Annotated in this window: 15 protein-coding genes; 8 read left to right on the top strand and 7 right to left on the bottom strand. The window is 70.8% G+C overall.

From position 1 onward, the window contains the following. Nucleotides 1-181: 181 nt before the first annotated feature. The 4 genes from AC13HU_RS16080 to AC13HU_RS16065 form a co-directional block, all read right to left on the bottom strand. Nucleotides 182-673: a hypothetical protein gene (locus tag AC13HU_RS16080; protein ID WP_483042549.1), complete on the bottom strand. Its 492-nt coding sequence runs from the start codon at nt 671-673 to the stop codon at nt 182-184. A gap of 371 nt (nt 674-1044) precedes the next feature. After that, on the bottom strand, nt 1045-1362 hold the full coding sequence (locus AC13HU_RS16075; protein WP_483042548.1) for a helix-turn-helix domain-containing protein: 318 nt from the start codon (nt 1360-1362) through the stop codon (nt 1045-1047). A 65-nt stretch (nt 1363-1427) separates the two neighbouring features. Next, nucleotides 1428-2279: a helix-turn-helix domain-containing protein gene (locus tag AC13HU_RS16070; protein ID WP_483042547.1), complete on the bottom strand. Its 852-nt coding sequence runs from the start codon at nt 2277-2279 to the stop codon at nt 1428-1430. A gap of 216 nt (nt 2280-2495) precedes the next feature. After that, on the bottom strand, nt 2496-2726 hold the full coding sequence (locus AC13HU_RS16065; protein ID WP_483042546.1) for a hypothetical protein: 231 nt from the start codon (nt 2724-2726) through the stop codon (nt 2496-2498). A gap of 346 nt (nt 2727-3072) precedes the next feature. On the opposite strand from AC13HU_RS16065, the gene AC13HU_RS16060 reads away from it, so the two are divergent. From AC13HU_RS16060 to AC13HU_RS16040, 5 genes are all read left to right on the top strand, one after another. Beyond that, entirely contained in the window at nt 3073-4491 is a 1419-nt protein-coding gene (locus tag AC13HU_RS16060; RefSeq protein ID WP_483042545.1) for a helix-turn-helix domain-containing protein, read from the top strand. Nucleotides 4492-4608: 117 nt separating this feature from the next. After that, nucleotides 4609-5562: a helix-turn-helix domain-containing protein gene (locus AC13HU_RS16055; protein WP_483042544.1), complete on the top strand. Its 954-nt coding sequence runs from the start codon at nt 4609-4611 to the stop codon at nt 5560-5562. 201 nt (nt 5563-5763) lie between these two features. Continuing rightward, complete coding sequence (locus AC13HU_RS16050) at nt 5764-6291, top strand: GNAT family N-acetyltransferase (protein ID WP_483042543.1); 528 nt, start codon at nt 5764-5766, stop codon at nt 6289-6291. Nucleotides 6292-6576: 285 nt separating this feature from the next. Further along, on the top strand, nt 6577-7107 hold the full coding sequence (locus AC13HU_RS16045; RefSeq protein ID WP_483042542.1) for a GNAT family N-acetyltransferase: 531 nt from the start codon (nt 6577-6579) through the stop codon (nt 7105-7107). A gap of 425 nt (nt 7108-7532) precedes the next feature. Next, entirely contained in the window at nt 7533-8573 is a 1041-nt protein-coding gene (locus AC13HU_RS16040; protein ID WP_483042541.1) for a YwqG family protein, read from the top strand. A 186-nt stretch (nt 8574-8759) separates the two neighbouring features. On the opposite strand, the gene AC13HU_RS16035 is transcribed toward AC13HU_RS16040, so the two are convergent. The 3 genes from AC13HU_RS16035 to AC13HU_RS16025 are packed head-to-tail and all read right to left on the bottom strand — an operon-like array spanning nt 8760 to nt 11115. Then, on the bottom strand, nt 8760-9632 hold the full coding sequence (locus AC13HU_RS16035) for a 5-oxoprolinase subunit C family protein (protein WP_483042553.1): 873 nt from the start codon (nt 9630-9632) through the stop codon (nt 8760-8762). A gap of 32 nt (nt 9633-9664) precedes the next feature. Further along, the gene (locus AC13HU_RS16030; RefSeq protein WP_483042552.1) at nt 9665-10285 is read right to left on the bottom strand and encodes a 5-oxoprolinase subunit B family protein; all 621 of its coding nucleotides are present in this window, start codon (nt 10283-10285) and stop codon (nt 9665-9667) included. Between the two features lie 53 nt (nt 10286-10338). Continuing rightward, nucleotides 10339-11115 carry a LamB/YcsF family protein gene (locus AC13HU_RS16025; protein WP_483042551.1) on the bottom strand — a complete coding sequence of 259 codons (777 nt, stop codon included), beginning with the start codon at nt 11113-11115 and terminating at the stop codon, nt 10339-10341. A gap of 164 nt (nt 11116-11279) precedes the next feature. Here AC13HU_RS16025 and AC13HU_RS16020 point away from each other — a divergent pair, with 164 nt between their 5' ends. The 3 genes from AC13HU_RS16020 to AC13HU_RS16010 are packed head-to-tail and all read left to right on the top strand — an operon-like array spanning nt 11280 to nt 13898. Next, on the top strand, nt 11280-12812 hold the full coding sequence (locus AC13HU_RS16020; RefSeq protein ID WP_483042540.1) for a hypothetical protein: 1533 nt from the start codon (nt 11280-11282) through the stop codon (nt 12810-12812). After that, entirely contained in the window at nt 12802-13017 is a 216-nt protein-coding gene (locus AC13HU_RS16015) for a hypothetical protein (RefSeq protein ID WP_483042539.1), read from the top strand. Before AC13HU_RS16020 ends, AC13HU_RS16015 begins: the two co-directional genes overlap by 11 nt. Before the next feature lie 56 nt (nt 13018-13073). Then, nucleotides 13074-13898: a hypothetical protein gene (locus AC13HU_RS16010; protein ID WP_483042550.1), complete on the top strand. Its 825-nt coding sequence runs from the start codon at nt 13074-13076 to the stop codon at nt 13896-13898. The last annotated feature ends 46 nt before the right edge of the window (nt 13899-13944 follow it).

Here is a 13944-nt window from a genome sequence, read left to right as displayed (position 1 = left end):
ATCTCACCCCGCCGCGCCCCGCACGCCCCACCGACCCCACTGGTTTCCGTCCGGGCGGCCGGTCGTCCCGGCGGGCCCCGGCCACCCGGCCACGCCCGGCCGAACCGCCGCGCCCGGTCCTGCACACAGTCCCAAGTGGGTTGCGAGCCCGGCGCTACGAGCCCGCTGCCCTGTTCCGAGGTCAGCGGTTCGTCGAGCGGCGTACGAGGGCCATGACCGCTTCCTCGGGGACGGAGGCCCGCTTCACATCGCCGAGCCAGAGCGGTTCGCTGTCGCGATCCGGTGTCAACCACACCGCCAGCAGCCGTCGCCGGCCCTCTTCCGTGCCGTGTATCTGGTAATGCCGGACGTCGGACCAGAGGATGTGCCTCTCCCCGTGCCACCTCGGCGCCCGGATACCCGCAGCGGAGAGCTCGGCCGGCCTGCCGAACCACCATCCGATGGCCAGCAGTGCGAACGAGATCCCGACCACGGCCAGACCCAGGACGAGCAGGGTTCGGGCGAGCAACTCGGTGAATCCGCCGTCGGCACCGGGCAAGCTCGCTCCACCGGCCAGGGCGACCGTCAGCCCGAACCCGCAGGCGACGACGAGTAATCGGGACAGCGGGCGCTCGAACCCGCCGGAATGCCCCAGCATGACGGAGCCGTCGTTCGGAGCTTCGTGACCGTCCATGTCCGTGGACCCCCTTCGCCGCCTTGTGCGGCAAGGCCAGGATGCATCTTTCACAGGCATTCACCTTGCTCGGCAGCACGGAGGAGGCGTACAGCGAGCAAGACGCCGTACGCGCGCTTACCCGGACGCCGTCCGTGACAAACCGGGCCCGGCCTACCCGTCACCGGCGTAACCCCGCAGTTCCACAAGGAGACGCGTCCGCTCCGGGCAACACGGGAGGAAGGCGCCTTCGCCTGCCTCGCGTCCACCTGGCTGTGGGGGTGACCGCCGTCCTTCGTGGGAACGCCGTCCGGTGTGTCCCGCTTGAGCTTGACCCAGCGGGCTTGAGGGCATGGGAGCGGTGACAGCCGCCTCGTTCCTGCCCGGCTCGCTCACCCCGCCGGAGCGGCTCCCATCCTGGGCTGCTCCGGCGCTGTCCGTTCCGTCCCCCACCGTTTTCGTTCGAGGGCGACGAGGGGGCAGTTGAGCGCGTCGGCGATCTTCGCGAGGTTGGCCGGAGTGGCGCTGCGCCAGCCGGATTCGATCTCGCCCATCAACTGCTCGGATATGCCGATGAGTTCGGCGAGTGAGCGTTTGGTCAGTCCGGCCTTCTCCCGTGCCCAGGTGATCGCCTCGGGTTCGTGGTGGAGCCGTTTCGTGCGCCGGCGGCGGGCTTGCCGTTGCCCGGCCGGCGGGGCGGTAGGGCTCATGGCGGAAGTCCCTTTCCCTGGTGGTGCGGTGCTCAGCGTGGTGCGGTGCTCGGCACGTTCGGCGTTCAGCCGGCGGACGTGTGCTCGTCCCGCGCCGCGTGCAGGAGCGTCAGGGTTTCCGCGGGGGTGAGGGCGGTGTCCCGCAGCAGGTCGAAGGCGAGCCGCAGCGACTCGACGTCTTCGGGTTCTTCGACGAGGTGGCCGCTCCAACTGCTCTGCGTGTAAGCCAGGGTGCGGCCGTCCTGGAACACGATGAGTTCCAGGGAGCTGCGGATGTGGTGCGGGCCGGTCCCGAACGGCACGACGTGCAGGGAGACATCGGGTCGCTGGGCCGCCGCGATGAGGTGTTCCAGTTGCGCGGTCCACGTCTGCGGGTCCCGCGCCTTGCGCCGTAGCACCGACTCGTCGATCAGGGCCCGGTAGTGCACAGGGTTCGGACCGGTGAGACGGTCCTGCCTGCCCAGCCGCGCCGCGACCTGCGCGGCCAACTTCTCCACACTGCGCGGGCGCGCGGTACGCAACTGCTCCTCGGCGTAGGCCGGCGTCTGGAGCAGATACGGCACCGCGCTCACCGCGTACTCCTGGATGCTCACCGCGTCCGCCTCCAACGGCGCCAACCCCAGGAACGGCCGCTCCTTCGCCTCCCGCTTCGCCAGATGCCACAACCGCACCAGCAACGTCCCCGTCCCGTACACCTTGTCCAACGCCGCAGCCGCCTCCACGGTCCCCAACCGCTGCCCCCGCTCCAACCGGTGCAGATACGACTGCTCGTACAGACACGCCTCCGCGAGCTGCATCAACGTCATCCCCGACTGCTGCCGCCGATACGCCAGTTCACTCGCGTACAACTGCTGCGCCGACAACCACTCCCAGTCGATACGTTCCTGGCTGCTGCTGTCATTGTTCGTGCTGCCCATACGGATTTCCTCTCTACGGTTCCACGGTGTCGGTAGTGGTGATGCGACGCACGGCCAGGGGCGCGGTAGTTCGGCGTGGCCGGCCGCCAAGTCCCCTTGTCCGGACTCGAACCGGAGTCATCGGGCCTGCCCGCACGAATGAACGGAGAGGTGCGGTGCGGCCCGGGCTCTGCCTGACTGAGTTACAAGGGGAAGTTCACGAATCAAGGGGATGAATCAACGGGCGGTGTCTTCCACCGGTTCTACTCGGTCCTTGTTGCCGGGCAGGTCCAGCAATGCGCCACGGCTGTCCGCCACCCGCAGCGCATCCGACAGCGCGGTACACAAGTGCGTGATCATGCCGTGGAGTTCGATCTCCGAGGGCGCCGCCTCCCGGAGTGTCCTGCGGACGAAGCCCAGCAGTTCCCGGCCCATCCCGAGCTGCACCGACTCCATCTCATCGGCCAACCGCCACAGCGCCGATGACGTGTTGCGTACATCCGAGGGCAGGTAGCAAGCACGTCCGTCCGGCCCTGGCCAGGGAAGCATTCGCACCCTCACCGCACGTCCCCGCATGCCGGTGGCCTCTCATTCCGCATTCGTCGGCTCAAACATGTCCTCGTACTGAACGACCAGGACCGCATAGACTCTCGCATGCCCGCCTGCCTTTGTCGGGTTGTCCACGCCCCGGGACCAGCGGTCACGCGGTCGCCGGGGTCCGTACGTTTGCCATCGAACTACCTCAACTCCATCCGGAGAGGGGCCGGACAAGGGGCCAGGGGAGGGGCCAGAATGGGAACGAGAGGGGGCCAGCATGAGCGACGACGACCGGCGCCGGCAGTTCGGCGGATACCTCGCGGAACTGCGGAGGCAAACCGGTAGCTCACAGAGTCAGTTCGCAGCACGCCTTTCGGAGTTATCCGGAACGAAGTCGGTCACGCGCCATGAAGTCTCGCGCTGGGAACGAGGCGAACGAATTCCTGACGCGTGGCTGTCCGACATCGCCCGTGCGCTCGGCGCACCTCTGGCCGAGTTGGAGCGTGCCGCCGAGTGCACCCGCGGCAAGAAAGTGGCAGTCGGCAGGCCGCTCGACCCGTCGGCCCCACTTCCCGTTCACGCTGTCCACCCGGCGTCAACGGCCTTTACCGTTGACGATGACGACCTGATGGACACGGTGACCAGCGGAGAGGAGGGCGCGGAGGTGGACAGGCGGAAGTTCCTCGGAGTTGTGGCGGTGGCGGCGACGGGTTCAGGAGCGTTGTCGGGCATCGCGGAGGCGCGCCAGGACATCGACTCTGCCCTGTCCGGCTCGGATGTCGGCGATCTCGCTTACCTGGAAGGCGCATTCGAGCGGCACCGGGGCGGCTACCGTGGCCGTTCTCCGGCGGTCGTGCTCGGGCAGATGCGCGACGACCTCGATCTGTTGCGCGAAGTGCTGAACCGTCCCCACACAGCCGAGACCCGGACTTCTCTCACTCGTACCGCCGCGGGCATCGCAGGTCTGGTGGCGATCATCCAGCACGATCGCAACGACCAGCGCGAAGCCCATCGATGGTTCGCCACTGCCACACGAGCCGCCCGGGAATCCGGTGACCGCCAGATGCTTGCCTGGACGCTGGCTCGTCACGCCATGGTCCCTCTCAACTACGGCGCTCCGGAAGCCGCGGCTCAACTCTCTTACCAGGCCCGCGTTGCGGCGGGCACGAAGCCGTCCGCCGCAGCGGCGCTCGCCGCTGCCGTCACCGCGCGGGCGCTTGCCTCGAACGGTGACCGGCAGGGCGCGCTACGCGGGGTGGCGGACGCGCGATCCCTGGCGGAGCACCTGGACGGTTCACAGGCTGCCGACACCTGGTTCGGCTATCCCTTGCAGAAGCACCACGTGCATCTTTCACAGGCATTCACCTTGCTCGGCAGCACGGAGGAGGCGTACAGCGAGCAGGACGCCGCACTCGCGCTTACCCGGACGCCGTCCGTGATGACCCGGGCTCTGCTGGACATTGACCGGGCAACCTGTCTGAGCGTCGACGGCGAGCCCGGAGCCGCGGTCGAGAAGGCCGCGGGTGTCTGGGAGACGTTGCCGGAGGCGTACCGCAGTGGGCTGGTACGGGAGCGGGCATCGGCCCTCTGCGACACGATCGCCCAGACAGCTCCGGAACTGTCCCAGGATCTACATGCCGCGCTCGTTCAGCTCAGTGGCAGGCCGACCGCACCGCTTCCCAGGACCGCGACCTGACCGCCACCGACTACGTTCATGTCTGAGCCGACGGCGTCCACCTGCGGATCCGCCCGGAAGAGGCGAAGGCGCCCAGTCCCATCCCAAGGGCCTATAAAACACCCTATATTCGAGGCCATGGAGGAAGCTTCCGGACCTCTGTGGTCCCACCCGCAGTTGGCAGCGGCGATCGCCAGTGAGGACTGGGGCGCCGTTTTCCGCACCTACCGAATGCTCGCTGGGTTGAGCCAGACCAAGCTGGGTGAACGCACTGGCCTCGCCCAGTCCGACGTCTCCGATATCGAACAACTTGGGACCGTCGTGGATCTGTACGCGGGCGCGCGCGGGCCGCTGAACGACCGTGTGGTCCGACTGGCTGCCGAGCATGCGCAGTTCCTCGCATGGATGGCAGGAGATCAGGACGACACGGCAGCCGCACTGGCCTGGTACGACCGTTCCCACGAATGGGCGCTGGAGGCCGGAGACGCCAACATGGCGGCCACGACGCTCAACATGAAGGCGCATCTCGCCTGGTCCAAAGGCCGCTCCACCCGTTGTGTGAACCTCGCGGAGGCCGCTCGCTGGTCCTTCACCGGCACATCGCGCGGCGTCCGAGGGATGGCTGCGCAAATGGCCGCTCGCGGGCACGCGTTGAGCGGCACGGTCGTGGAAACGCACCGTCTACTCGATGAAGCGCAGGACCTCATCAGGGGAGCGTCGGAATGCCCGGAGGACGAACCGGTCTGGATGTACTTCTACGACGAGACATGGTTCACGATGCAGCGCGGTATGGCGGCGCTGCACCTTCGCGACTGGTCGGCCGCCGTGGACCATCTCACCGTCGGGGTCAACGCGATGCCTGACACGTACCGGCGTGACAAGGCATGGTTCCGCGCCTGCCTTGCACACGCTCTGGCCGGAGCGGACGAACCGGGCGAGGCTCTGTCCGTGGCCTTGTCAAGCGTCCCCGACGCAGCCGTCGTCGGGCGTCCGCACTCATGGAACAAGCTGCACTCGACTGCCGCCACCCTGCTACGACGGGGCGCGAAAGAAGGGCATCAGTTGGTAGGGGCCCTCAAAGACAACGACTGAGGTCTTCTCAACTCCGCCGGCGAGACGCAGCACGACATGCACGACAGCCTCGCAGATGTTCGACATGATGTCGGGCAACCCTCTCCCAGGCCGGCTCCGCTCCCTACTGGGCGACTTCCACCGGGACTTGATCACGCTGGCGCCGGACACCGCTCTCGCACGGGAGTGGGGCGATCGCTATCGACTCGAATGGATGAGGGCATGACCACTGCTTCCTTGGACCTGCGGCACTACACGCACGAGGACCTCCCGCGGATCCGGCAGACGTTGCTGGACGTGCATGCCGACGCGTACGCCGACGCAATGGACGACCCCTTCAACCAGCGCTTCGCCTGGTTCGTGGACCACTGGGGCGGCAACCCCGGCTTCGCCTGCGTCATCGGCTACGACGGGAGCGAGCCGATCGGCTATTCCTACGGCGCACCGGCGACCCCCGGACGGGAGTGGTGGCGCGAACACCTGGACCCGGTCCCCGGGAAGACCCGCACCTTCGCCCTCTCCGAGTTGATGCTTCGGCCGAGGTGGCGCAAGACCGGTGCCTCGGTGCAACTCCACGACACCCTTCTGGCCGCCCGAGGCGAGGATCTCGCCGTCCTCACCGTGGACACCGAACACCCCAAAGTGCAGGCGATGTACGAGTCGTGGGGCTACCGGAAGATCGGGGAGGACCAGCCGTTCCCGGACTCCCCACTCTTCGCCGTCATGATCACCGAACTCCCCATGGAGTAGCCCGATGAAGTAGCCCGAGAACGCGGCGGAGCTCCTGCCGGGGAGACTTGGACGGCACACCAACACCGCTCCCTCGATGGGTAGTTCATCGTGCCGGACTCGTTCGAGCGGCGGCCCGAGGGTACGCAGCCCGATCTGGTTCGACGCGGGGGAGACCTCGTAACGGCCCCGAGCGCGCCGGATGGCCGGCTGGTTCCTCTGACCAGCCCGGAGGCGTTGTGATGGGTGGTGCTCGGTCGGGATATTCGCTGGCCGCCGCTTGTTGATGGTGGTCATACTGCCGCGATGGATCCAGTGACTCTTGAGACCGACCGTCTGGTGCTGCGGGCCTTCACACCTGCCGACGTGGATGTGGTGTACGAAGCCTGCCAGGACGAGGAGATCCAGTTCTACACCCCGGTGCCGGTGCCGTACCGGCGTGCGGACGCGGAGAAGCTCGTCGGCGAGAAGCTGCCTGCTCAGTGGGCCGAGGACAGGGACTACACCCTCGGCGCGTTCCGCAAGGACACCGGCGCCCTGGTCGGCTCGTACTGCCTGACCCTCGTCAGCCGCGGCGTCTGGGAGCTTGGTTACTGGGCGGTCAAGGAACAGCGCGGACGAGGGTACTCCGTGGAGGCCGCTCGAGCCCTGTGCGACTGGGGCTGGGCCACCCTCGACGTTCACCGCATCGAGTGGTGGGCCATGGCCGGGAACACCGGCTCGCGTGCCGTCGCCGAGAAACTCGGCTTCACCGTCGAAGGGACGCTGAGCAAGCGCGGCATCGCCAACGACGGGAAGCCGCACGACTGGTGGGTGGGCGGACTGCTGAGGCCCTGATGCTCGGGCCGGTGCTTGGCCGGCAGGCCGCCTGCTGATCAGCCACCAGCCGACCCGCCACAGGCCAGCACGCCCGAACCTCAATCGCGGACCAAGTCGTAGGAGCGCACGAACTCGACGATCAGACGCTCGCAGGCTCGCTCGGCGAAGAAGCGTTCCATCGGGTCAACGACTTGAGCCGGCATCATCAATTGCTTCCAGCCCTTGATGGGGCACCGCGATGGTGTTGGCTCCCGGTTCCCCCCCGGCCCGTGAACGCGGCACCATCTTCGACGTGGCGTGGCAGTCGGAGCCGCTCGACGGGGCGCTGCCAGGGAAGGAAACGGGTGGGTGTGGCAATGGGTGATCGGGTACCGGGTCAGGGGACAACGGGCGATGGCACGCTCGGGCGTGGCGTCGAGATAGTCGGCGGTCCGTACGAGGGGATGGCCGCGACGCTGGACGGTGTCGAGGACGGACAGGTCTGGGCGCAGGTGTCCGTTTTCGGTCGGTGGACGCGGATTCCGCTGCGTCGTTGTCAGGTGGCCCTGCCCAGGGAACTGCACAGATTCGGCATGCACAGCACCCGGGCGCAGCCGGTCGATCTCGCCGAGCATCTTCCCGAGTTGCTGCCGATGGCGCGGACAACGACCCGGCTGCATCCGTGCCCGGGGGATCCGTCGATGTCGGACAGCTCGGTGGGTGGACCGCTGTTCTGGCCTGCGGCCGAGCCGTGGCCGACCTGCTCGATGCCCCATCACGGCCAGGTCGGCGTTGTCCGGGAGCCCCGGGGGCCGGTGCCGATGGTGCCGATCGTCCAGTTGTACGCGCGGGACGTTTCGGAGTTGCCGTTCGCGCCCGGGACGGACCTGCTGCAGGTTCTCTGGTGTCCGTTCGATCACCCGGATGAGGATGAGGATGAGGATGAGGATGAGGGCTGTTGGCCGCGGCCGGCACTGTATTGGCGCAACGAGGCCGCTGTCGGTGCCCGGCCGGCCTCCGGTATGCCGGAGCCGTCCGAGGGCGATCCGTCCGGGACGGTGCCGCGGCCGTGCCTCATCGATCCGGAGCAGGTCGTCGAGTACCCGAACCCCGACGAACCGGAGTGCCCGTCCGAGCGTCACAGCCGGATGGAGGCGATCGAGGCGGCCACCGGTTGGTCGTACTCCCGCCATCTGTCCGCGGCGCCGGGGGTGAAGGTCGGTGGTTGGCCGGGTTGGACTCAGCCGCCACGCCGGCCGGAGTGCGCCTGCGGTCGCCGGATGGAGCATCTGCTCACGGTCTCCAGCCGAGAGTACGACGTGGAAAGCGGAAAGCGCTGGGCGCCGATCCAGCACGTCGGCGTCGACATCGATCCGCGAGTCGACTCGATCGAACGGGGCTTCAGTCCCACCGACCTGTGCATCGGCGACATGGGTGGGATGTACCTGTTCATCTGCCCGAGTTGTCCGGGCACGCCTTGGGCGTACCGCTTCGACGGCTCCTGAACGAAACGGCCGTTCATGGACCGGCTGCGACATGAGGCCAAGTCGCGCCCCGTGCAATCCCGATGTCGGTGGGGGCAGCACCCTCGGGTCGCCCCGCGGTGATCAACCGGCCGAACTGCCGCGGGCTCGGCCGGGGAATGGGGCCAACCAGGACGGCTCCGACGCAGTGACCACGCCGAGGCCGTTTCAAGGGCGCCGTATCGGGGTGAAGCGGACAGGGGTGCCCGGGTGGGCCTGGGCGGCGGCGGGGAGGGCCGCGGCAGGGACGACGCCGATGACGGGGTACCCCCCGGTCGTGGGGTGATCGGCGAGGAAGACGACGGGCCGTCCGTCCGGGGGGACTTGGACGGCGCCCAACACCATTCCCTCGCTGGGCAGTTCATCGTGCCGGACCCGTTGGAGCGGCGGCCCGAGCGTGCGCAGCCCGATCCGGTTCGACGCGGGGGAGACCTCGTAGCGGCTGCGGGCGAGCACGCGGGCGGCGTCGGGCGCGAACCAGTCGTCGCGAGGCCCGGGCAGGATCGGAAGCACCAGTTCGGCCCCGAGCCCGCCGTACGGCAGCACGTCGTCTGCGTCGGAACGGCCCGAGCGGCAATGGCCGAGGAGGAGTTCGTCACCGTCGGCCAGGGGCGCGGGGCCGAGCCCCGACAGCAGGTCGGTCGCGCGGCTGCCCAGCACCTCGGGCACGTCCACGCCCCCCGCGAACGCCAGGTAGGCGCGCACTCCACGCACCGCCGCCCCTACGTCGAGGATCGCACCCGCGGGCACCAGCAGCGGCGCGCCCCACGCCACCGGGCGGCCGTCCACCCGGACCGGGCAGGCCGCGCCCGTCACCGCCGCGACCACCGGGCGCGAGACGCGTACCGCGCAGCCGTTCAGCGTGGTCTCCAGGCCGGCCGCGGCCGCGGGGTTGCCGACCAGGCGGTTCGCCAGCAGGTGCGCCGGCCGGTCGAGGGCGCCGGAGGTGGGTACCCCGAGGTGCGCGAACCCGGGCCGGCCGAGGTCCTGCACGGTGGTGAGGGCGCCGGCGCGTACGGCGGTCAGCGCGGCGGCGGTCATGGCGGCGGTCGCAGCGGGCGTCCCGGCGGCGGTCATGGCGCGGCCGTGAAGCGGACGTCGGTGCCGGGTGCGAGCAGGGCCGCGGGGTCGCGGTCCGGGTCCCACAGCGGCGCGTCCGTCGTGCCGACGATCTGCCAACCGCCTGGCGACGCACGCGGATAGACCCCGGCGTACGGCCCGGCGAGGCCAACCGAGCCGCGTGGCACGGCCGTTCGCGGGCTGGCCCGGCGCGGCACCGCCAACTCCGTCGGCAGACCGGTCAGATAGCCGAACCCGGGGGCGAACCCGCAGAACGCCACCCGGAACGCGGTCCCCGTGACGGTCGCCGCGACCTCTTCCGGCGACATGCCCCAGATGCCCGCGACCTCCGCCAGATCGGGCCCGTCGAACCGTACGGCCAACTCCACCACCCTCGTTGCCACGGGCACCAACGGCGGCACCTCCCAGCGCACCACGTCCGCCGCGAACGCCCGCGGGTCGGCCAGCCCGGCGACCAGCACCGTACGGGCCGCGGGCACCACCTCCGTCACCTCGCCCAACTCACCCGCCGCCCGCCGCCGTTCCACCTCCGCGTGCAGGGCCTGCGCCTGTTCCCCGTTCTCCACCTCGACCAGCACCGCGGCCGCGCCGGCCGGCAAAGCCCGCACCTTCATCCCCCTGCGGCCCGCGTCCGTACCCACGCCCGTATCCGCACCCATGCCCGTACTCACGCGAACGCCTCCACCCGCAGCCCCGCGTCCTCCAGCGCGCCGCGCACCCGCACCGCCAGGCGGGCCGCGCCCGGCGTGTCGCCGTGCACGCACAGGGACCGCGCCGCGACCGTGACCGGCTCCCCGGTCAGCGCCGGCACCCGGCCGTCGCGGGCCAGCCCGACCGAGCGGGCCACCACGGCGTCCGCGTCCTCCACCACCGCGCCCGGCTCGCGCCGCGACACCAGGGTGCCGGCCGCGGTGTACGCGCGGTCCGCGAACGCCTCGGGCACCGCCGCGAGCCCGGCCCGCTCCGCCGCCGCCAGCAGCCGCGAACCCGGCAGCCCCAGCACCGGCAGGGTCCCCGCCAGCCGTACGCCCGCCACCACCGCCTCGGCCTGCTCCGCGTCGTGCACCGCCCGGTTGTACAGCGCGCCGTGCGGCTTCACATACGCCAGCACCGCGCCCGCCGCCCGCGCGAACACCTCCAACGCGCCGATCTGGTAAGCCACTTCCGCCGCCAGCTCGTCCGCCGGCACATCCATCGCGCGCCGCCCGAAGCCCGCCAGGTCGCGGTAGGAGACCTGCGCGCCGATCCGCACCCCGCGCTCGGCGGCCAGATCGCACACCCGCCGCATCGTCGCCGGGTCGCCCGCGTGGAAACCGCACGCCACGTTCGCGCTCGTCACGACCGCCAGCAGCGCCTCGTCGTCGGTCAGCCGCCAGCGGCCGAAGCCCTCGCCGAGGTCGGCGTTGAGGTCGATCGCCGCTCGCGCCACCGCGTCCTGCGCCATTGCCTGCGCCATGATGATCCGCCCGGGTCCGTCGCCTCGCATCGGCCCGCCGATGCCCGTGGCACGATCATGGCAGCTCCGCACCGCTTCCACCCGGCACCGCCCGCCCCGTACGCATCCGTGCCGTTTCATGCGTTGTCGGTGGCACCGCATAATGTTGGGGCGTGACCACGACCGTCCCGTACCTTCCGCCGCAGCAGTCGCGGCAGCCGCCGCCGCAGCCGCTGCCGGGTGCGCCGCGCCCCGCGCCGGGCCCGGCGGCCGACGAGGGGCTGGCCCGCCGGCTGCGCGCGCTGGCCTGCACCGCGCCGCTGCACGACCTCGACACCCGCAAGGCGAACCTCGCCGGCGAGTACTCGGTGTACGCGATGGCCGAGGTGGCGCTGGCCGCGATCGACCTGGTCACCCTCAACATGGACTTCGACACCGGCGCCGACCACGACCAGATAGTGGCCAGACTGCTGCCCCGCGTCGCCGCCCAGGCCCCCGACCGCACCCTCGCCGAGCATGAGCGGGTGGCCCGCTGGGTGCTGGAGAACCTCATCAACGTCGGCAGTGCCGACCGCGGATTCCGCGCCGTCTACGGCACGTTCGGCGCCGACGGTACGTACATCCGGCGGGACTACGACTTCAAGCTGATCGAGGAGGTCGCCGGCACCGGCGGCAGCGTCTACCTGCGCACCACCGACGAGGCGGTCAACGTCTTGGTCGGCGCCCTCGACACCGACGTCACCAGCGCCCAGATCGCCGCCGAGGTCAAGCTCGAGGTGCTGATCAGCCGTGGCCGCCTTGCCGACGCCCAACTCGCCGCCGAGCAGGCCCGCTACCGCACGGTGCAGTACGCGGAAACCCTGCGCCGCACCCTGGAGGCCACCCGGCGCAACGTCCGCGCGGTCGACTGGCTGTGCCAGGTGCCCGACATGATCGCCGAGGCGCTCGACCACGTCGCGGACCGATACCGCCACGAGAACGCGATCCTCACCAACATCCGCAAGGCGCGCGACGAAGCGGAGGAGCCCGAGCACAAGCGGCGCGCCGCCGAGCTCGTGGACATCGTCAAGGACTGCATCCGCCGCCACACCCAACTCCAGTCCCGGCTGCTGGAGGCCGGGCCGCTCTTCCGCGCCGAGCAGGACCGGCAGGCGTTCGCCGCGCCCCCCGCCCGGGCCGGACTCGACCTGTACGGCCAGCTCGTCGCGCCCCTGCTGCCGCTGCCGGTCGAGCAGGCGTCCCGCGTCACCGACGCGTTCTTCGCCCGCGGCACCGGCCTGCGCACCCCCGGCGCCGTCCGCGTCACCGACCTGGTGGACCTCCTGCTCACCCCGCCGATCGAACGCGACCACCTCGGTGCCGAGATGCCCGAGCCCGACCTCGTCGCCACCCCCGACGACTCCCGGTTCAGCGATGAGCAACTGGAGTCCGCGCTCGCCCTCCTCGACCTGCCGCACGACGCGCCGCGCCGGCTGTCGGGACTGCTCGCCGAGGCCCGCCGGCAGGACCCCGACCTGCCGTACCTCGTCGCCCTCCTCGCCATCCACGCGGCGTCCCCGCCGGTCGGCACCGCACACCGGCAGGGCGAACCCCAACTGCTGTTCGCCGTGGACGACGGCACCGTGCTGGACGACCACGAGTTCGGCGGCGCGGACCTCATACTCGGCACCGCCCTGCTGACGGGAGGTGCTGATCATGACGGGTGAGGACCGCATCGGCCCGGCGGGCGGCGACATCCGTGGCCTTCGCGTCGGCCTCGGCCCCCGCATCCGTGGCCCCCGCATCCGCCGCCTGATGGCCGGCCCCGACCGCGGCCCGGGCCCCGGCCCCCGCAACGGCCCGCAACGCCCCACCGGCACCGCCCACCCGCACCCGACCCGCCCCCAGCACCCGGAGGAACGCACCACGTGATCACGGATCGGCAGGACGACACGCGGGAATCCGGCGAGGCGGACGCCCCGTCCCCCATCGTGCCCGGCGACGTCGCGGACGCCGCCCGCCTGGTCGGGTTCGGGTTGCAGCCCAAACTGGTCCCGGCCCGGGACACGGAGTACGCCGAACTGATCCGCCGCCACCGCGACGACCCGGCGTTCGCCCGGCTCGCCGACGCCGTGGCGGCCGGGCTCGGCCTGATCGTGCTGGAGGTGTCGCCCCGGGCGGGCATGGCCGTCGCCGCGGGCGAGGACTCGGTGTTCGCGGTCCGGATGGGCGACTACGCCCGCCGCGCCGCGTCCGACTCCGGGGACCGCTTCCTGCACGGCCTCGCCCATCTCGCCTCGGCCGCCCTCGCCTTCCCCCGGCCCGAGGACCTGGCCGACGACGGCTACATCGGCCGGATCACCGTGCACGGCGTGGACGCCTTCGTCCGGCAGGCGTGCCGTCGGCTGGAGGAGCGCGCCGACGAGAGCGGTGAGAACACCGACCCGGCCAGCGACGCCCCCGGCCTGGAGGCGGCCTGGCGGGTCTACACCAGGCGCAGCGCCACCGGCGCCACCAAGGACGCCCGACGGCTGGCCAGTTCGACCACCGGCATCATCGGCAAGGCCGTCGCGTTCCTGGTCGACTCCGGTTTCCTGCAACGCACGGGCGACGAGTCGGGCGGCACCTACCGCACCACCGCCCGCTACCAGCTCCAGGTCCGCGACATGGCGGGCAGCGCCGCCATGGCCGAACTCCTCGACCTCGGCGTCGTACCGGTCGGCGACGGCACTGCCACGCTCGTACCCGCGGCCGACGGCGAGGCCGCCGACCTCGCCGCCGACGCCGGCCTGCCCTTCCACGCCGGCACCTGACCCGTATCCCGGTCGGCCCGTCCCCATGGCCGCGCCGCCCGGGGAC

The organism is Streptomyces sp. NH27, from assembly GCF_056859195.1.
This window is presented reverse-complemented; position numbering and strand designations above follow the sequence as displayed.

Excerpts from the sequence above, each read along its gene's own strand:
- AC13HU_RS16080 (WP_483042549.1), bottom strand. The coding sequence starts at position 673 with ATGGACGGTCACGAAGCTCCGAACGACGGCTCCGTCATGCTGGGGCAT.
- AC13HU_RS16075 (WP_483042548.1), bottom strand. The coding sequence starts at position 1,362 with ATGAGCCCTACCGCCCCGCCGGCCGGGCAACGGCAAGCCCGCCGCCGG.
- AC13HU_RS16070 (WP_483042547.1), bottom strand. The coding sequence starts at position 2,279 with ATGGGCAGCACGAACAATGACAGCAGCAGCCAGGAACGTATCGACTGG.
- AC13HU_RS16060 (WP_483042545.1), top strand. The coding sequence starts at position 3,073 with ATGAGCGACGACGACCGGCGCCGGCAGTTCGGCGGATACCTCGCGGAA.
- AC13HU_RS16055 (WP_483042544.1), top strand. The coding sequence starts at position 4,609 with ATGGAGGAAGCTTCCGGACCTCTGTGGTCCCACCCGCAGTTGGCAGCG.
- AC13HU_RS16050 (WP_483042543.1), top strand. The coding sequence starts at position 5,764 with ATGACCACTGCTTCCTTGGACCTGCGGCACTACACGCACGAGGACCTC.
- AC13HU_RS16045 (WP_483042542.1), top strand. The coding sequence starts at position 6,577 with ATGGATCCAGTGACTCTTGAGACCGACCGTCTGGTGCTGCGGGCCTTC.
- AC13HU_RS16040 (WP_483042541.1), top strand. The coding sequence starts at position 7,533 with ATGGCCGCGACGCTGGACGGTGTCGAGGACGGACAGGTCTGGGCGCAG.
- AC13HU_RS16035 (WP_483042553.1), bottom strand. The coding sequence starts at position 9,632 with ATGACCGCCGCCGCGCTGACCGCCGTACGCGCCGGCGCCCTCACCACC.
- AC13HU_RS16030 (WP_483042552.1), bottom strand. The coding sequence starts at position 10,285 with ATGAAGGTGCGGGCTTTGCCGGCCGGCGCGGCCGCGGTGCTGGTCGAG.
- AC13HU_RS16025 (WP_483042551.1), bottom strand. The coding sequence starts at position 11,115 with ATGGCGCAGGACGCGGTGGCGCGAGCGGCGATCGACCTCAACGCCGAC.
- AC13HU_RS16015 (WP_483042539.1), top strand. The coding sequence starts at position 12,802 with ATGACGGGTGAGGACCGCATCGGCCCGGCGGGCGGCGACATCCGTGGC.